Origin of the sequence: Streptomyces sp. NPDC007164, assembly GCF_040634135.1 — a bacterium.
GTDB lineage: Bacteria > Actinomycetota > Actinomycetes > Streptomycetales > Streptomycetaceae > Streptomyces > Streptomyces sanglieri.
The window spans coordinates 106535-123736 of the sequence record NZ_JBEYFB010000009.1 but is presented as its reverse complement, the minus strand read 5'-3'; the positions used below and the strand labels follow the sequence as shown (position 1 = coordinate 123736).

General features: G+C 70.0%; 16 protein-coding genes and 2 tRNA genes. 2 read left to right on the top strand and 16 right to left on the bottom strand.

Annotation, left to right across the window (positions count from 1 at the left end; translation table 11 throughout):
- Positions 1–61: 61 nt before the first annotated feature.
- The 5 genes from ABZ622_RS15195 to ABZ622_RS15175 form a co-directional block, all read right to left on the bottom strand.
- Positions 62–865 (bottom strand): hypothetical protein, encoded by an 804-nt coding sequence (locus ABZ622_RS15195; RefSeq protein ID WP_360543148.1) that lies wholly within the window; start codon positions 863–865, stop codon positions 62–64.
- A 161-nt stretch (positions 866–1026) separates the two neighbouring features.
- Entirely contained in the window at positions 1027–3900 is a 2874-nt protein-coding gene (gene leuS / locus ABZ622_RS15190) for a leucine--tRNA ligase (RefSeq protein WP_360543146.1), read from the bottom strand.
- 355 nt (positions 3901–4255) lie between these two features.
- Positions 4256–4328: transfer RNA gene (locus ABZ622_RS15185), tRNA-Ala, on the bottom strand.
- A gap of 138 nt (positions 4329–4466) precedes the next feature.
- A complete protein-coding gene (locus ABZ622_RS15180) occupies positions 4467–4700 on the bottom strand; it encodes a hypothetical protein (protein WP_015608461.1) in 234 nt (77 codons plus the stop codon).
- 212 nt (positions 4701–4912) lie between these two features.
- Positions 4913–6364, bottom strand: a complete 1452-nt coding sequence (locus ABZ622_RS15175) for an MFS transporter (protein ID WP_360543144.1) — start codon at positions 6362–6364, stop codon at positions 4913–4915.
- Positions 6365–6622: 258 nt separating this feature from the next.
- Between ABZ622_RS15175 and ABZ622_RS15170 the strand changes: the two genes are divergently transcribed.
- Positions 6623–7402, top strand: a complete 780-nt coding sequence (locus ABZ622_RS15170) for a helix-turn-helix transcriptional regulator (protein ID WP_360543142.1) — start codon at positions 6623–6625, stop codon at positions 7400–7402.
- A gap of 59 nt (positions 7403–7461) precedes the next feature.
- On the opposite strand, the gene ABZ622_RS15165 is transcribed toward ABZ622_RS15170, so the two are convergent.
- The 7 genes from ABZ622_RS15165 to ABZ622_RS15135 form a co-directional block, all read right to left on the bottom strand.
- Positions 7462–7534: transfer RNA gene (locus ABZ622_RS15165), tRNA-Ala, on the bottom strand.
- A 105-nt stretch (positions 7535–7639) separates the two neighbouring features.
- Complete coding sequence (locus ABZ622_RS15160) at positions 7640–8293, bottom strand: histidine phosphatase family protein (protein WP_360543283.1); 654 nt, start codon at positions 8291–8293, stop codon at positions 7640–7642.
- On the bottom strand, positions 8290–8721 hold the full coding sequence (gene rsfS, locus ABZ622_RS15155; protein WP_124717755.1) for a ribosome silencing factor: 432 nt from the start codon (positions 8719–8721) through the stop codon (positions 8290–8292). The genes ABZ622_RS15160 and rsfS overlap by 4 nt, the downstream gene beginning before the upstream one ends.
- A gap of 114 nt (positions 8722–8835) precedes the next feature.
- Positions 8836–10680, bottom strand: a complete 1845-nt coding sequence (locus ABZ622_RS15150) for an LCP family protein (protein WP_360543140.1) — start codon at positions 10678–10680, stop codon at positions 8836–8838.
- Positions 10681–10699: 19 nt separating this feature from the next.
- Positions 10700–11317 (bottom strand): nicotinate-nucleotide adenylyltransferase, encoded by a 618-nt coding sequence (gene nadD, locus ABZ622_RS15145; RefSeq protein WP_124717753.1) that lies wholly within the window; start codon positions 11315–11317, stop codon positions 10700–10702.
- Positions 11318–11355: 38 nt separating this feature from the next.
- Positions 11356–11520 (bottom strand): hypothetical protein, encoded by a 165-nt coding sequence (locus ABZ622_RS15140; protein WP_164495212.1) that lies wholly within the window; start codon positions 11518–11520, stop codon positions 11356–11358.
- An 84-nt stretch (positions 11521–11604) separates the two neighbouring features.
- Positions 11605–11757 (bottom strand): hypothetical protein, encoded by a 153-nt coding sequence (locus tag ABZ622_RS15135; RefSeq protein ID WP_259927464.1) that lies wholly within the window; start codon positions 11755–11757, stop codon positions 11605–11607.
- Positions 11758–11867: 110 nt separating this feature from the next.
- Here ABZ622_RS15135 and ABZ622_RS15130 point away from each other — a divergent pair, with 110 nt between their 5' ends.
- On the top strand, positions 11868–13040 hold the full coding sequence (locus ABZ622_RS15130) for a M48 family metallopeptidase (protein ID WP_360543137.1): 1173 nt from the start codon (positions 11868–11870) through the stop codon (positions 13038–13040).
- On the opposite strand, the gene ABZ622_RS15125 is transcribed toward ABZ622_RS15130, so the two are convergent.
- The 4 genes from ABZ622_RS15125 to ABZ622_RS15110 form a co-directional block, all read right to left on the bottom strand.
- Positions 12952–14094: a hypothetical protein gene (locus ABZ622_RS15125; protein ID WP_360543135.1), complete on the bottom strand. Its 1143-nt coding sequence runs from the start codon at positions 14092–14094 to the stop codon at positions 12952–12954. The genes ABZ622_RS15130 and ABZ622_RS15125 overlap by 89 nt on opposite strands.
- Before the next feature lie 378 nt (positions 14095–14472).
- Positions 14473–15075: a hypothetical protein gene (locus tag ABZ622_RS15120; protein ID WP_360543133.1), complete on the bottom strand. Its 603-nt coding sequence runs from the start codon at positions 15073–15075 to the stop codon at positions 14473–14475.
- Positions 15076–15142: 67 nt separating this feature from the next.
- Positions 15143–16426 (bottom strand): glutamate-5-semialdehyde dehydrogenase, encoded by a 1284-nt coding sequence (locus ABZ622_RS15115; RefSeq protein ID WP_360543131.1) that lies wholly within the window; start codon positions 16424–16426, stop codon positions 15143–15145.
- A 195-nt stretch (positions 16427–16621) separates the two neighbouring features.
- Complete coding sequence (locus ABZ622_RS15110) at positions 16622–17122, bottom strand: hypothetical protein (RefSeq protein ID WP_360543129.1); 501 nt, start codon at positions 17120–17122, stop codon at positions 16622–16624.
- Positions 17123–17202 lie beyond the last annotated feature (80 nt).

The window sequence follows — 17202 nt, the reverse complement described above, 5'->3', positions numbered from 1 at the left end:
ACCGAATGATCTCTCCTGATCTCCTCGGACCGCATCCGGTCACCGCCGGTCGCCGAATGTGTCAGTTCGTCGTCTCGGGCCGGGGCGCCTTCTGCCACGGGTATCCGGTACGGCCTCGCGGGTCGGAAGCAGTGATCGCCCGAGCCGCACCCTCGCCCGGCCCGCTCCCCTCCCCCGGTCCCGGCCGCTGCTCCTGCCCCGACCCCTGGCTTCGGTGGCTCTGGCCCTGACCCTGGTTCTGGCTCTGGCTCTGTCCTTGACTCCGGCCGCTCGCGCCGCCCTGCGGCCCGCCGCCCTGCCCCTGGACCGGTGCGTCCGGCTCCACCGTCCAGTGCCGGAGCGCCCCCGCCTCCACATCGATCTGTGCGTTCAACGCGTCCAGCGAGTCGTCGGAGAACTGCCGTGCCCGGTCACGCGCGGCCCACCGCAGCGAATCCGCGGAGTGCGTGATCCGCTCCGTACGCTGCTTCAGGCTCGGCAGCAGCGAGGCGACGGTCGCCCGGTCGGGCTCGCGCTCCAGCTTCTTCAGCTCCTCGTCCAGCTCCCGGCCGTGCACACTCAGCCGCTTGAAGAGGCCCAGCGACTCCGAGAGCGAGGCGTCCTCGGCAGCTCCGGCCTGCAACGCCTCCTGCGTGGCCCGCATGGATGTCCGCAGTGCCAGCCGCAGCTGTGCCAGCTCTCCGCCCACGCCCGTCTGCCCGTAGCTCTTCGCTCGCAGCGTGGTCTCCTCGACGGTGCGGCGCGCCTGTCTGATCGTCCGGTCGACACCGCGCTTCGCCGCGCCTACGGCTTTGACACCCGCGTACACGCCCAGGGCCACGAACGCGAAAAAGAGCAACCCCAGAATCAGGATCACGGATTCCATGAGCGCCCCTCGAAGTCGTTTCGGCCGCCGGTGCCGGCCCCTCCACCGTAAACGGAAAGGGCAGGTTGAGGGTTCCATCGGAACCCTCAACCTGCCCGTAGGGGAACACCCCCACACCGCCGCGTGTGCGCGCTCAGCGCCTCACGAGGAACGCCGTGTCATCACGCCGGGACGATGTTGACCAGCTTCGGTGCCCGGACGATCACCTTCCGGATGCCCGCGCCGTCCAGCGCCGCCACCACGGCCGGGTCGGCCAGGGCCAGCGCCTCCAGCTCCTCGTCCGCGATCGACGGGGAGATCTCCAGGCGCGCCTTGACCTTGCCCTTGACCTGCACGACACAGGTCACGGTCTCGTCCACGACGTACGCCGGATCGGCGACCGGGAAGTCCTGGTGCACGACCGACCCGGTGTGGCCCAGCCGGCGCCACAGCTCCTCGGCGATGTGCGGTGCCAGCGGCGCGACCAGCAGCACCAGCGCCTCGGCGACGGACCGGGACAGCGGCCCGCCCGCCTTGGTCAGGTAGTTGTTCAGCTCGGTGACCTTGGCGATCGCCGTGTTGAAGCGCATCCCGGCCATGTCCTGGCCGACCCCGTCGATCGCCTTGTGCAGCGCGCGCAGCGTCTCCTCGTCCGGCTCCGTATCGACGACGGTGACCCGGCCGGTCTCCTCGTCGACGACATTGCGCCACAGCCGCTGCAGCAGCCGGTACTGGCCGACGACGGCGCGCGTGTCCCACGGCCGCGACACGTCCAGCGGGCCCATCGCCATCTCGTACAGGCGCAGCGTGTCCGCCCCGTACTCGGTGCAGATCTCGTCCGGCGTGACGGCGTTCTTCAGGGACTTGCCCATCTTGCCCAGGACGCGGCTGACCTTCTCGCCCTGGTAGTAGAACTTTCCGTCCTGCTCCTCGACCTCGGCCGCCGGAACGGCGATGCCGCGGCTGTCCCGGTAGACGAACGCCTGGATCATGCCCTGGTTGTACAGCTTGTGGAACGGCTCGGCGGACGAGATGTGCCCCAGGTCGTGCAGGACCTTGGACCAGAAGCGGGCGTACAGCAGGTGCAGTACGGCGTGCTCGGCGCCGCCGACGTACAGGTCGACGCCACCGGTCGACTGCCCCTCGCGCGGGCCCATCCAGTACTGCTCGATCGCCGGGTCGACCAGCTTCTGGTCGTTGTTCGGGTCCAGATAGCGCAGCTCGTACCAGCAGGAGCCCGCCCAGTTGGGCATGGTGTTGGTCTCACGGCGGTACTTCTTGGGACCGTTGCCGTCGCCCAGGTCCAGGGTGACGTTGACCCAGTCGGCGTTCCGGGACAGCGGCGTCTCGGGCCGGGTGTCGGCGTCCTCGGGGTCGAAGGTGCGCGGCGAGTAGTCGTCGACCTCCGGCAGCTCCAGGGGCAGCATCGACTCGGGCAGCGGGTGGGCGATGCCGTCCTCGTCGTAGACGATCGGGAAGGGCTCGCCCCAGTAGCGCTGGCGGCTGAACAGCCAGTCACGCAGCCGGAAGTTGACGGTGCCCTCGCCGACGCCGTGCGCCGTCAGCCACTCGGTGATCCGCGCCTTGGCGTCGACGACGCCCAGGCCGTCCAGCGAGATCTCGTCGTTGGCGGAGTTGACCAGCTTCGCGTCGTACGAGGCGAAGGCGTCCTCCCACGTCGAGGGATCCGTGCCGCGGTCGTCCGACGGCTCGACGACACAGCGCATCGGCAGCTCGAAGGCGCGCGCGAAGGCGAAGTCGCGCGCGTCGTGCGCCGGTACGGCCATGATCGCGCCGGTGCCGTAGCCCATCAGTACGTAGTCGGCGATGAAGACGGGTACCTTCTCGCCGCTGACCGGGTTGGTCGCGTACGCGCCGGTGAAGACACCGGTCTTGTCCTTGGCCTCGGCCTGCCGCTCCACGTCGGACTTGGCGGCGGCCAGCTTGCGGTAGGCGGCGACGGCCTCGGCCGGGGACGCGTATCCGCCGGTCCACACCGCGTGGGTGCCCTCGGGCCAGGCGGCCGGAATGATCCGTTCGACCAGCTCGTGCTCGGGCGCCAGCACCATGTAAGTAGCACCGAACAGGGTGTCCTGGCGGGTGGTGAAGACGGTGATGCTGTCGGCGCCGTCGACCGGGAAGTCGACCCGCGCGCCTTCGGAGCGCCCGATCCAGTTGCGCTGCTGCAGCTTGATCGCCTCGGGCCAGTCCAGCCCGTCCAGGTCGTTCAGCAGCCGGTCCGCGTAGGCGGTGATGCGCATGTTCCACTGGCGCAGCTTGGCCTTGAAGACGGGGAAGTTGCCGCGCTCGGAACGGCCGTCGGCCGTCACCTCTTCGTTGGCCAGCACGGTGCCCAGGCCGGGCGACCAGTTGACGGGCGCGTCGGAGGCGTACGCCAGGCGGTACTCGCCCAGGATGTCCGCGCGCTCGGTGGCGCTCAGCGCGCTCCAGTCACGCCCGTCCGGGGTGGGGCGTGCACCGCTCTCGAACTGTTCGACCAGCTCCGTGATCGGGCGGGCCCGGTCGGCCTCGGCGTCGTACCAGGAGTTGAAGATCTGCAGGAAGATCCACTGGGTCCACTTGTAGTACTCCGACTCGATCGTGGCGAACGAGCGGCGCTTGTCGTGGCCCAGGCCCAGCCGGCGCAGCTGAGCGGTCATGTTCTCGATGTTGGCCTCGGTGGAGACCCGCGGGTGAGTTCCGGTCTGCACCGCGTACTGCTCCGCGGGCAGGCCGAAGGCGTCGAAGCCCAGGGTGTGCAGCACGTTGTGCCCGGTCATCCGCTGGTGGCGGGCGAAGACATCGGTGGCGATGTAGCCCAGGGGGTGACCGACGTGCAGGCCCGCACCCGAGGGGTACGGGAACATGTCCATGATGAACTTCTTCGGCCTGGCGGCCAGCTCCGGATCGCCTGCCAGGTCGCCGGTCGGGTTGGGCGCCTCGTACGTGCCCTCGGCGTCCCAGAAGTCCTGCCAGCGTGCCTCGATGTCGGCGGCCATCGCCGCCGTGTAGCGGTGCGGCGCAGCCGTCTCGGCTGCGAAATTCGTCTCGCTCATGATCCTCAAAGCTCCATCGATCGTCATCTGCCGGGCGCCCATGTCTGCGGACACGCGTCTGCGGAAACGAAAAATCCCCTCGCACAGGAGGGGACGCCGCGCCGATTCCGACCAGGCATTCTCACCGGTCGGGACTGATCAGCGCGGCTCGCTAAGCAGAAGGCGTACGGCACGCATGGCGTCAGGGTACCGCACGGCCCCGGAGCCGGGCCGGGCGCGACCGAACCATGGACAGGGCGGCGAGAGCGGCCGTACGACGGAACTCCGGCCTTCCGGTATCGATATACGTCGCCAGACGCACAGGCGAGAGAAGCGGGCCACCCTGTGTGGGTGACCCGCTTCTCGTTCTTCACTGTGGAGCTAAGGAGAATTGAACTCCTGACCTCCTGCATGCCATGCAGGCGCTCTACCAACTGAGCTATAGCCCCGTGCTGTGTTCCGCCCGGTTTCCCCGGCGACATCGAGAACATTACCGGTGACCCCACCAGTCCACCAAATCGATTCCCGGCCGTATCGATTTGACCCGTTCCGCACCACCTGGGTCGGGGCCGGCGGAACCGGAGGGGTCAGGCCGTGGCGAAGGAGTAGAAGCGTTTGAGCGTGCAGTGCTCCTCCAACAGCCGACCGTAGATCGGCTCCCCCTCCAGCTCCCGATAGGTCTCGATCGGGTCGCCCTTTATGATCAGCGCCCGCGCGCACTCCTCGCACCAGTACTGGTACTCCGGATTGATCGGGTCCATGTCCCTGACGATGGGCGTACCGCTGCCGCACCAGTCACATTTCCGCCTGTGTGCACCCATGGGTCAGCTCCGGCTTTGGCCGCGGGCGGTGCACATGAAGAAGGTCCCGCCGTTCTCGGGGGCTGTGCGGAAACCGGGGACAAGGAGCAGGTCCGGGACCTCGTGGCGGCTCGCAGGCATCGCGCTCCCTCCCGTTCGGTCCGTCGCCCCCTCCGGCGCTCCGATTCTGCCATGCGCCCGCAAGAGGGGCAGCCCGCCGGAGAACCGGCCACTCACCGATGTCGTACGAGACCCGCCGCCGCACCGGCCACAGCGGCCACGGAGAGCGCGAGGGCGCACACCCACAACGCCTGCCCCGGCCCCTGGACCCCTTGCGCATCAAGGCGGTTGAGATAGAGCGTGCCGAACGCGGCGACCCCGGTCAGCTGTCCGAGCTGGGTGACCGTCACCAGTACGCCGCTCGCGTCGGCCGCATCCTTGGGACGTACCTCCGCCAGCGCCCTGGTAAGGGTGGGGCTGAAGCCCAGCGCCAGGCCGACACCCATCACCGCAAAGGCCGCATAGAGCACCGGCCCGCCGTCGCCGCCGCCACGCATCAGGAGTCCGACGGCCACGGAGGCGACCGCCACGAGTACGAACCCGCCCGGCACCAGGGCCCCTTGAAGTCCGGCGGGCCACCGCCGCCAGGTCAGTCCGGCCACGCCGAACACCAGCGCCGTCGGTGCGAACATCAACCCCGCCCGCAGCGGCGAACAGCCCAGACCTCCCTGGACGTGCAGCGTCATGGCAAAAAGGAAGCCGCCGTTGATCGCCATCACCAGGAGAATGCGCAGCGCCGCCAGGGCGATACCGGGAACGCGCAGGACTCTGGGGGCGATCAGGGGCGCACCACCGCGCGCGGCCAGCCGCGACTCGTATGCCGCGAAAACGGCGAAGAGCCCCACGGAGGCGGCCATGCAGAACCGGGACCAGACCGGCCAGTCCAGCTCCTGCCCGAGCACCAGGGGGACGGTGAGCAGCGTGACGGCGGCGGCGAGCAGTACCAGCCCCGGCAGGTCGAGGCCCCGGGCCCGGGCCTGGACCCTGCCGGGCGCGCTGCGCGGCTCGCTCGGCAGCACACGGCTGCCGAGCACCAGCAGAACAAGCCCGATGGGCACGTTGACCAGGAAGACCGGCCGCCAGCCCGCACCGAACAGATCGGCGCTTACCAGTACCCCGCCGAGCACCTGCCCGGCGGCCGCCCCGGTGGCGAGCACCGCACTGTAGGCGCCGAGCGCCCGGACCCGTGCCTCGCCGGTGAAGTGGCGCTGGATGAGGCTGAGCACCTGCGGAATCATCACCGCCGCAGCCGCGCCCTGCACCAGCCGGAAGGCGATCAGCTGCCCGGTTCCCGCGGCGAGTCCGCAGGCCAGCGAGGCCGCGGTGAAGACGCCGAGCCCAACCAGATGGGCCCGGCCGTGTCCGAACAGGTCGCCGAGCCTGGCACCGGTGACGAGCAGCACCGCGTACGTGATGGTGTAGCCGGCCACGATGAGCTGCAACCCTGCGCCGGAGACGTGGAGTTCGCTGCGGATCGTCGGAGCGGCGACGTTGACGATGAAGATGTCGAGCAGCGCCATGAACTGGGCCGCGAGCACCAGGGCGAGCACTCTCCCGGAGCGGTTGTCAGTGGTGGAGTCTTTACTGGTTGCGGAACGTGGAGTTGCTTCGGATGCCGTCGTCATGACATCGACCCTGGCCCCGGCCGAATACGGGTAACGAGAGCCCGCTGATGCTGGTACCGACAGCACCTGGCAACTCCCTTACGAGTCACCGAACATGGGGGTGTGGCAACGGTGACGGCACATCAGTCGGCGGATCGGGCGGCAGACCGGGCGGGCCGGCGGACAGGCGAGCGGGCGGGTGAGCGGACGGCGCCCAGGACGAGCCGGCACCGGCGGCGCCCGGAGCTCGCGGCGTTTCTGCGCAATCGCCGGGCGCGGGTGACACCCGCCGATGTGGGCATGGCCCCCGGGCTGCGCCGCCGGACCCCCGGCCTGCGTCGCGAGGAGGTCGCGCAGCTCTCCGGCGTCGGCGTCACCTGGTACACCTGGCTGGAACAGGGCCGTCCCATCAACGCGTCACCGCAAGTGCTGGACGCCGTGGCGCGCACGCTCCGGCTGGACGCGCCGGAGCGCGAGCACCTCTACCACCTGGCGGAGGTGGCCTGCGTGCCCGGCAGGCAGTCCGACGTCTTCGAGGTGGGGCCGGAGATCCAGGGCATCATCGACGCGCTCGATCCGCATCCCGCCGTGGTCTACAACACGAGATACGACATCCTGGCCACCAACCCCGCCTATCGCGATCTGTTCGCCGTCCCGGAGATCGTGGGAACGGGGATACGCAACGTGCTGTGGACGCTGTTCACGGCGTCCGAGGACGCCTGTCCCGTCGTCCACCGGACGCAGGAGCTGCCGATCATGGTGGCCACGCTGCGGGGCGCGTACGGGCGCCACGCGGGCGAGCCCGCCTGGGAGTCGTTCGTCGAACGGCTCTCGGCCGCCAGTCCGTACTTCGCCGAGCTGTGGCGCAGTGGGAACGTCGCCCCGCCGGGACCGCGGGTGAAGACCTTCCGGCACTGGGCATTGCCCGGGGAGATCCGGATGACCTCGGTGTCGTTGTCCGTCAATGGGCTGCCGGAGTGCCGGATCGTGGCATACACCCCGGCCGACGAGGAAAGCGGGGAACGGGTCGCCGCGTTGCGGCGGCGCCGGGAGAGATGAGGAGCCGCAGGGGCAGAACGCAAAGATCCCGCCCCCTGTCGGGGACGGGATCCTGATTGTGGAGCTAAGGAGAATTGAACTCCTGACCTCCTGCATGCCATGCAGGCGCTCTACCAACTGAGCTATAGCCCCGCTGTTCGCTGTGTTTCTCTGCGTTTCCGCGCCGCGAACAAGAAGAACTTTAGCCTGTGACCTGCCGGAAAGTGAAATCCGGCCGCAGGGGCTGCGGGTCAGCTCTCAGGTGTCGTCGCCGAGCACCGGCTCGGGCAGCGTGCCCGCGTTGTGCTCCAGCAGGCGCCACCCGCGCGCACCCTCGCCCAGCACCGACCAGCAGCAGTTGGAGAGCCCGCCGAGCCCTTCCCAGTGGTGCGCCTCCAGGCCCAGCAGCCGGCCGATGGTGGTGCGGATGGTGCCGCCGTGGCTGACCACGACCAGCGTGCCGTTCTCCGGCAGCTTGTCGGCGTGTCCGAGAACGACCGGGGCGGCCCGGTCGGCGACCTCGGTCTCCAGCTCGCCGCCGCCGCGGCGCACGGGCTCGCCGCGCTTCCAGGCCGCGTACTGCTCGCCGTACTGCCCGACGATCTCCTCATGGGTGAGGCCCTGCCAGGCACCCGCGTAGGTCTCGCGCAGTCCCGCGTCGTGTGCGACTTCGAGGCCGGTGATCGCGGCGAGCTCGGCGGCGGTGGCCGCCGCCCGCTGCAGATCGGAGGCGACGATCGCGTCCGGCTTCAGCGAGGCCAGCAGCCGGGCGGCCCGCTGGGCCTGCCCGACTCCGGCGTCGGTGAGCGCGATGTCCGTGGAGCCCTGGAACCTGCGCTCCAGATTCCATGCCGTCTGGCCGTGCCGCCAGAGGACGACTCTGCGGCCCCTGCCGCTTCCGCCGCGGTTCAGCTCTGCTCACCTTCCGTGCTGCCGGTGAGCCGGGCGTGCTCCTCGGCCTTCCCGCGGGTCTTGACGGCGTCCTCGGGAAGCGCGATCTCGGGACAGTCCTTCCAGAGGCGCTCCAGCGCGTAGAAGACCCGCTCCTCGCTGTGCTGAACGTGGATGACGATGTCGACGTAGTCGAGGAGGATCCAGCGGGCGTCGCGGTCGCCCTCGCGGCGTACCGGCTTGGCGCCGAGCTCCTTCTGGAGCCGCTCCTCGATCTCGTCGACGATCGACTTGACCTGGCGGTCGTTGGGGGCCGAGGCCAGCAGGAAGGCGTCCGTGATCGACAGCACGTCGCTGACGTCGTACGCAATGATGTCGTGCGCGAGCCGGTCAGCGGCCGCCTGAGCGGCGGCGTTGATGAGCTCGATGGAGCGGTCCGTGGCGGTCACAAGCAGGCTTTCGTCGGCGGTCAGGTCAACCTCTAGGGTCTCACGGACCGCCGACAGCCCACGCAGCGATTGTTCGCGGATCGGATCGACATCATCCGAGCGGCCGGACGCCGACTATTTGATCTTGTAGTCCTGGCCGAGCACGACGGACACATCCGCGTTCGCGGCGGGCTTGCCCTGCTTCACCACATTCTCCGACAGGCCCAGGGTCTTGGCGACCTGCGTCGCCTTCCCCTTGTCCGTCGCGGTCTTGTAGACCACCTCGGACGTCACCGCCGTCCCGGCCGTTCCACCGCCGACGAAGGTGTAGCCGCCGTTGATCAGCCGGATCCGCGCGGACTCCATGCCGTCCGTGTTCCCGGTGCCGTTCCTGACACCGACCCGGACCGCCGCGTCCGCGGCCGGAGCCTTGACCGTGCCGCCCAGGATGTCCTTGACGACGCTCTCGGTGGCCGCGTCGGTGAGTGATCCGTCGTCCTGGACGGGCAGCAGTGCCGTCTTGTAGTCGCCGACCTTGGCGTGCTCGGCGAGTTTCGCCAGGGAGGCCGCCAGGTCCTTCTCGGGGAGCGACGGGTCGAGGATCTGCCCCAGCGTCTGCACGGTGACCGTGGCGGCCTTCGGGTCGTCCGAGAGCTTCCGCAGAACGCCCCGCATGACCTCCCCGAACCGCATGAGCTGCTTCGTCTCAGCCTCGCCCGGCCCCCGGTAGGTGGCGTACGCGACGGCCATCTGCCCGCTCAGGGTCTGCGCCTCGCCCTTCTTCACCAGGGGGGCGGCACCCTTCTTCGCGTCCGGCACCTCGATGTCGGTGTCGACCTCGATGTTGCCGACCAGGTCGACCAGGGTCTCCAGGTACGGGGTGTCGAGCCGCCACGTACCGCTGATGTCGGTGCCGAGCAGGGTGTCGATGGACTCGCGGGTGCCGGTGGTGCCGTCGTCGTCGACGGACTTGCCGAGGGTGGTCGTGGCGCCGCCCTCGTCGGCGACCGCCAGCGAGTTGGGGAGCAGGACCGTGGTGCCCTGCTTGGTCGTCACATTGTCGACGAGCAGCGCCGTGGAGGTGCCGCCCTTCTTGGTGTTGTGCAGATGGACCACGATGACGTCCCGCTGCTGCGGGCCCGTCGATGCCGTGTTGCCCTTCTCCGAGCCGGACAGGCCCGGAATCTTTCCGGCGGACCAGAGGTAGCCGACACCGCCGACCACGATCAGGGCCACCACGACTATCAGCGCGACCATGCGGTTGCGGCCGCGACGCCGTGCCTCCTCGCGCCGCTCGCTGCGGCTCTCGGTGAACTTCAGCCAGTCGATGACGTCTTCGGAGTCCTCGTCGGGCTCCTCGATGAAGGAGAACTGCTCGGTGCGGTAGTCGCGGTCGGCGCGGCGCTGCCCGGGGACGGCGGCGTCCGGCTCGTCGCCGGCGCCGGGCTCGGGGGCCGATTCCGGCGGGGTCGGAGCGGCAGGTGCGGGCGGGGAGGGCTGTGGGGCCGTCTGCTGCGGGATGTTCCACTGCTGGGTGGTGTCGACCGCGGCGGGCTGCGGGCCGGTGTCGTAGCCGTAGCCGTCATAGCCGCCGTACGCCTGCTGTTGCGGCTGTTGCGGCTGTTGCGGCTGTTGCGGCTGTTGCGGCTGTTGCGGCTGCTGCTGGTGGTGCGGGTGCTGCTGTTGGGGCTGCTGCTGCGGCTGGGACGCGTACGGGTCGTACGACTGCGGCTGCACATGCTGCTGCGTCTGCTGGGGCTGCTGCTGCGGCTGGGCGTACGGGTCGTATCCGTACCCCTGGCCGGCCTGTTGCGACTGCTGCGGCTGCTGGTTCTGCTGCGGCTGCTGGGACGCGTACGGGTCGTACGGCTGCTGCTGGTTCTGCTGCGGCTGCTGGTACACCGGCTGGCCGTACTCGTCGTAGCCGATGATCTGCGGCTGCTGGTAGTACGGGTCGTACGCGTTCTGTCGGTCGTTCACCGGTGCCCCTCTGCGTCGCTCATTCGCCGCGGTACAGCTGGCGCTTGTCGATGTAGCGGACCACACCGTCCGGCACCAGGTACCAGACCGGATCCCCCTGCGCGACCCTCTCACGGCAGTCCGTGGACGAGATAGCGAGCGCGGGAACCTCCACGAGGGAGACCCCACCCTCCGGCAGTCCGGCGTCCGTGAGCACGTGTCCCGGCCGCGTCACGCCGATGAAGTGGGAGAGCGAGAACAGTTCGTCCGCGTCCCGCCAGGTGAGGATCTGGGAGAGCGCGTCGGCACCGGTGATGAAGAAGAGGTCCGCGTCGCCGTGGATCGCGCGCAGGTCCCGCAGCGTATCGATGGTGTACGTGGGGCCGCTGCGGTCGATGTCGCTCCGGCTGACCGAGAACTGCGGGTTGGACGCCGTCGCGATGACCGTCATCAGATAACGGTCCTCGGCCGGGGAGACGTGCTTGTGGCTCTTCTGCCACGGCTGCCCGGTCGGCACGAAGATCACCTCGTCGAGGTGGAACTGGGCGGCCACTTCACTGGCCGCCACCAGGTGTCCATGATGAATCGGGTCAAACGTCCCGCCCATCACGCCGAGTCGGCGCTTTCCGCGGCCGGTAGGCACTTCCTGCTCTCCCATGCGTGCAGAGCCTACTGGCACAGCTGTTCGCCTTCGCTTCAGCGGTCGCGGTTGAAACGGGTGGTGATCCACAGCAGGAGCAGCAGCGCGATGAACGCACCGCCGCCGGTCACGTACGGGCTGAGGCTTTCGTGGTTGCCACCGTGCTCGCCGCCCTCGGAGGCGAGAGTGACCAGCTGGTGTGCGGTGCTCGTGAGGCTCATCTTCGGCAGGACCTATCGATCGGGAGTCGGAAGGAAGACGTCGCGCACATCGTATGCGTGCGCCCCGGGCACGCTCACGCCGACTCAGTCGTTGTTGTCGTCGTTGCGGTATCCGCGGAGCAGGAACCAGCCGAGCAGCACTGCTCCGACGAGCGAGGCGAGCAGCACGATACGGAGCGTGTTGCCGGGCCCCTGGTCCCCGGATGCGGCGGCGAGCAGAGCAACGGTTTGCGGCATGTCGGGCGTCTCCTCAGTTATCCACAGCCCCCCGCACACCGTAGCCCCAGCACCTACGCTGGGATTTGTCAGGGGGCGAGCGACATCTCGTACGAACAGGGGGCCCATTCATGACCGAACACAGCCACGAGAGCCACGAGAACGTGCCGAGCAGGCAGCGCAGGCGCTTCGCAGGGATCTCGTCCCGGGCCTACGAACACCCGGCGGACCGCTCGGCCCTGGTGGCCCTGCGCAAGCTGAGCGGTTTCGACACCGTGTTCAAGACGCTGAGCGGCCTGTTGCCCGAGCGCAGTCTGCGACTGCTCTTCCTCTCCGACTCCGTCCGGGTGAGCGACGCGCAGTTCGCCCATCTCAACGACATGCTCCGCGATGCCTGTTACATCCTGGACCTGGAGAAGGTCCCGCCGATGTACGTCACCCAGGACCCACAGCCCAATGCCATGTGCATCGGCCTCGACGAGCCGATCATCGTGGTGACGACGGGGCTGGTGGAGCTGCTCGACGAGGAGGAGATGCGGGCCGTCGTCGGCCACGAGGTGGGACACGCGCTCTCCGGCCACGCGGTGTACCGCACGATTCTTCTGTTCCTCACCAATATCGCGTTGAAAGTCGCCTGGATCCCGCTCGGCAACGTCGCGATCATGGCGATCGTGACGGCACTGCGCGAGTGGTTCCGCAAGTCCGAGCTGTCGGCCGACCGGGCCGGGCTGCTCGTCGGCCAGGATCTGCGGGCCTCGATGCGCGGTCTGATGAAGATCGCGGGCGGCAACCATCTGCACGAGATGAACGTGGACGCCTTCCTCGCCCAGGCCGACGAGTACGAGAAGGGCGGCGATCTGCGGGACTCGGTGCTCAAGATCCTCAACCTGCTGCCCCGCTCGCACCCGTTCACCACGGTGCGCGCGGCCGAGCTGAAGAAGTGGTCCGAGACCCGTGACTACCAGCGGATCATGGACGGCCACTACCCGCGGCGCGACGAGGACAAGGACACCTCGGTGACCGACTCCTTCCGGGAGTCCGCGGCCCACTACGCGGACACGGTGCGCACCAGCAAGGATCCGCTGATGAAGCTGGTGGGCGACATAGCGGGCGGCGCCGGGGACCTGGGCGGCAAGCTCCGTGACAAGTTCACCGGGCAGGGCGGCTCGGCGGGCAGGGGCAGCTCTACGGACGGCTCGGCGGGCAGGGGCGGCGCTACGGACGGCTCGGCGGACTCTGCGGGGCCGGAGGAGCCCCGGAATCCTGATGGGCCGGGGTCCGGGTCGGGGCCTGCGGGGAGCTGACCGTCAGGGTTCCGCACAGCGCCGCCGTGGGCCGGCCCGTCGTGTACGGGTCGGTGCCCGCGGGGTCGCGGGAGACGGCGTGCTGCCCGGCGAGCAGCGGGCGCAGCGCACCGGTGGTGTCGGCCGGGCACGACTGCGGTCCGGCCTGGACGTAGCTGCTGCGCAGCTCCAGCCGGTGCAGCCGCAGGTCCTCCCGGTCGAAGCGGAAGTGCAGCTCGCGCCGTACGGTGAAGAGCGAGGCGCCGTCCGTCGGTTGGGACCCCGGGTCGGCCGGGCGGAGCGTGTAGGTGAAGGTGTGGTCCGACACCACCTCCAGTGTGTCGGAGCCCTCCTCGGTGTAACTCAGAGTTCCGCTGACCCGAATGTCCGGGGAGGCCAGGGCCACCTTCGCCGGGTCGAATCGCACCAGCCACCCGGTGGCGGCGTGCTGCCCGTCGTCCCGCGGCCGGTTCATGCTGCGCTCGAACTGGGCCGTCTGATCCGGGTCGAGCAGCATCTCCACCGGGCGGGCCGCGGTGCCGTTGAGCACGTCGGAGTCGAGCGAGGAGGCCACCAGATAGTCCTTAACGGTGGTCAGGGCCGTCGCCACCTGACTGTCGGAGAAGTTGTCGGTCCGCCTGACCGCCGGCAGATTGATGCCTTCGGCACCTGTTCCGAAGTGGGCGGCGGGGCTCCTGGCGAGGAGGGCGGCAGCGGTGCCGCCCGGTACGGCGCCCTGTGGTGCCAGGGGCACGACAGTCGATCTCAACGGTTCGGCCCGTCTGCCGACGGGCGCCTCGTAGGGGTGGCGGAGGCCCATGTACACGGCCATTCCGAAGGCCAGGGCGATCAGGAGGACCAGGGCGATGGCGGCCCGGGGGCCGGTGCGCAGGCGTCGGGCCGGCAGGCTGCGTACGGCGGGGGCGTGGTCCTCCATGCGCTCCTGGGCGGAGAATTCCTGCAGCCGGGCAGCGCGCACGAACGACTCGTCGAAGACGAGCGACCTGTACTCGTCCTCACCGCCGCCCGTCGGACTCTCGGGCGGACCTTCTGGTGGTTCTCCGCGGCCTGCCATGACTTCTCCCGACTGCACGTCACCGGCCGGGGCCGGAACGCTTCGCTCTGCTTCGGCCGAATGGCTTCGGACAGGGCCTGCCCGTCATGAGTTCGTATGACGTCGCACGACTGCGCATGTACGGACGAGTGAGAAGCCCCCTCGAAGAGAGGGGTCACACCTTCAGGGTAGGTCGATTGCGACCGCGATAAACGCCCAGCCGCGAGCGAACCACGGGAGAAACAGGAGAATCGGCCGGTAGCTCCGCCGGGGCCCTGCGGGCACCCCGTTCCGGCTCGCGGGCAGGCCCGTACGCTCCTCGGCCAGCGCGCTCCCCGGTCAACCCGCGCCTCGGCCCGCACGCTCCCCGGCTGGCCCGCTCCCCGGGCGCTGCGTGTCTCAGTCCGTGTGGGGGATCGCGGACACTGTGGGGCGCAGATAGCCCGTGGGGGCCGGTGGGGTGGCGTCGGGGGCGGAGCCCGGAGCGCTGTCCACGCCGGTCGTGGCGGGCGGCGGGGCGGGGTCCTGGCGGCTTCCGGAGGTGTTGCGGTAGACGGCGCTGAAGGCCAGCGCGACCATCCCGATGCCCATCAGCACGGCGAGCAGCCAGGCCACCGGCCGGTGCCAGCGCGCCGCACCCCGGTACGGCCGCAGAGCGCCGCCGTGGCGCCCGTAGGGGCCGCCGCTGCCGTACGCGTCGTCATCGGGGTCCAGCGGGTCGTCGTAGGCACCCCCGCGGCTGTACTCGCCGGGGCCGTACCCGTCGTCGTAGAGCTCGTCGTCCATCGGGCCGCCGCCCGATCGCGCCCGGGATGCCTCGGCCTCGGCACGCGCCTGGGCGGCCGCCAGCAGCCGCTCCACAGCGGTCGGCTCATGGATCTCGGCGGCCCGTACGAAGTCCTCGTCGAACACCACGGAGGCGAAGTCCTCGTCCGCGCCCCCGCGGTCGTCGTCGGGCTCCCAGCCGTCCGGGAACGGCCTGCCCCCCACGTCGTCCGGCACGGCCACAGACTAGACCCGCCGGGACGTTCTGGGCAGGGAGCCCGCAACATTCACCGGCCCGGGAAGGTCACCGGACATGGCCGTCGCCCGTGACGATGTACTTCGTCGAGGTGAGCTCCGGCAGGCCCATCGGGCCCCTGGCGTGCAGCTTCTGCGTGGAGATGCCGATCTCGGCGCCGAAGCCGAACTGACTGCCGTCGGTGAAGCGGGTGGACGCGTTGACGGCCACCGTCGTAGAGTCCACCAGCTGGGTGAAGCGGCGGGCCGCGGCCTGCGAGGTGGTCACGATCGCCTCGGTGTGGCCGGAGGACCACAGCCGGATGTGGGCGACGGCCGCGTCCAGCGACTCCACGACGGCCGCGGCGATGTCGTAGGAGAGGTACTCCGTCTCCCAGTCCTCCGCCGTCGCCTCGACCACGGTGGCCTTGGACCCAGCGGCGTATTCGAGGACCCGCTCGTCGCCGTGGACGGTCACGCCCGCGTCGGCCAGTGCGTCCAGGGCGCGCGGCAGGAACTGCGCGGCGACGTCCTTGTGGACCAGGAGCGTCTCGGCGGCGTTGCAGACGCTCGGGCGCTGCGCCTTGGAGTTGATCAGGATGTCCACGGCCATGTCGAGGTCGGTCCGCGCGTCCACGTACACATGGCAGTTGCCGGTGCCGGTCTCGATGACCGGAACGGTGGATTCCTCGACCACCGTGCGGATCAGCGAGGCGCCGCCGCGCGGGATGAGGACGTCGACCAGGCCGCGGGCCCGCATCAGTTCCCGCACCGAGTCACGGCTCTCGCCCGGGACCAGCTGCACCGCGTCGGCCGGGAGCCCGGAGCCGCCGACGGCGTCGCGCAGCACCCGTACCAGCGCGACGTTGGAGGAGTACGCGGAGGACGAGCCGCGCAGCAGGACGGCGTTGCCGGACTTCAGGCAGAGGGCGGCGGCGTCGACCGTCACATTGGGCCGGGCCTCGTAGATGATCCCGACCACGCCGAGCGGCACGCGGACCTGTCGCAGGTCGATGCCGTTGGGCAGGGTCGAGCCGCGGACGACCTCGCCCACCGGGTCGGGCAGGGCCGCCACGTCCCGCACATCGGCGGCGATCGCGCGGATCCGCTCCGGAGTGAGGGTGAGCCGGTCGATGATCGACTCGCTGGTACCGGCCTCCCGGGCGCGGGCGACGTCCTCGGCGTTGGCCGTGACGATCTCGGCCGTCCGCACCTCCAGCGCGTCCGCGATGGCCAGCAGCGCGTCGTCCTTCGCCGCGCGCGGCAGCGGCGCGATGTCGGCGGCGGCGGAACGTGCCCGGTAGGCGGCCTGGGCGACCGGGGACATGTTGTCGTACGGCGAGAGCGTGGTCATGTCCGCAGGGTAGTGCGCACACTACGGGCATCCGGCACGTATCCCGTGATGCGAGACAGCTCCCCACCGACAGCTCCCCGCCGACGGCTCCCCCGATGGCGGCTCCCCGTCGGCGACCCACCGGTGGCAGCGCCCCGGCACCCCGCCGCTCCGCCACCCCGGCCCCCGGAGCCGCCGCCCCGGAGGCCGCCGGGATCAGTACGGGTGCACCCCCACCGGGGCTGCCGGAGGCGGCCCGTACCCCTCGGCGATGCGCTGGTGGTACGTCTCCCGGTCGATGACCTCCAGACCGACGATCTCCCAGGGCGGGAGCTTGGCCGTGGAACGGTGCTCGCCCCACAGCCGCAGCGCGACGGCCGCCGCGTCGTGCAGATCGCGGGCCTCTTCCCAGTAGCGGATCTCCGCGTGGTCGTCGGCGTACCTGCTGGTCAGCAGGAAGGGATGGTCGTGCGCGAGCTGTTCGAGTCCGCGTCTGATCTCCGTCAGCGGGGTGGCGGTTCCCGAGACGCTGAGCGTGATGTGCCACAGCCTCGACGGGGTGCGTTCCTCCTTCACCACCGTCTGCTCGGACCCGGTGGTCCGGTCGTCCCCCTGCTCCTTGGTCCGGCTCCCGTCGAAGCCTGTACCGGCTCCGACGCTGGTCAGGGCCCGGCCACCCGTTCCTCGGGGCGGCGCCCCCGGGCGCGCTCGTCTCACCGGCGGCCTCCTGTGAATGCGTTCGCTGTGCTGTACCCCGCTGTTTCCCCGTTACAAAGTTGACCAGCCCGCGGCCGGGG

Coding starts and splice junctions, on each gene's coding strand:
- ABZ622_RS15115 (WP_360543131.1), bottom strand. CDS start 16,426: ATGACCACGCTCTCGCCGTACGACAACATGTCCCCGGTCGCCCAGGCC.
- ABZ622_RS15125 (WP_360543135.1), bottom strand. CDS start 14,094: ATGGCAGGCCGCGGAGAACCACCAGAAGGTCCGCCCGAGAGTCCGACG.
- ABZ622_RS15130 (WP_360543137.1), top strand. CDS start 11,868: ATGACCGAACACAGCCACGAGAGCCACGAGAACGTGCCGAGCAGGCAG.
- nadD (WP_124717753.1), bottom strand. CDS start 11,317: ATGGGAGAGCAGGAAGTGCCTACCGGCCGCGGAAAGCGCCGACTCGGC.
- ABZ622_RS15175 (WP_360543144.1), bottom strand. CDS start 6,364: ATGACGACGGCATCCGAAGCAACTCCACGTTCCGCAACCAGTAAAGAC.
- ABZ622_RS15195 (WP_360543148.1), bottom strand. CDS start 865: ATGGAATCCGTGATCCTGATTCTGGGGTTGCTCTTTTTCGCGTTCGTG.
- ABZ622_RS15135 (WP_259927464.1), bottom strand. CDS start 11,757: ATGCCGCAAACCGTTGCTCTGCTCGCCGCCGCATCCGGGGACCAGGGG.
- ABZ622_RS15140 (WP_164495212.1), bottom strand. CDS start 11,520: ATGAGCCTCACGAGCACCGCACACCAGCTGGTCACTCTCGCCTCCGAG.
- ABZ622_RS15180 (WP_015608461.1), bottom strand. CDS start 4,700: ATGGGTGCACACAGGCGGAAATGTGACTGGTGCGGCAGCGGTACGCCC.
- leuS (WP_360543146.1), bottom strand. CDS start 3,900: ATGAGCGAGACGAATTTCGCAGCCGAGACGGCTGCGCCGCACCGCTAC.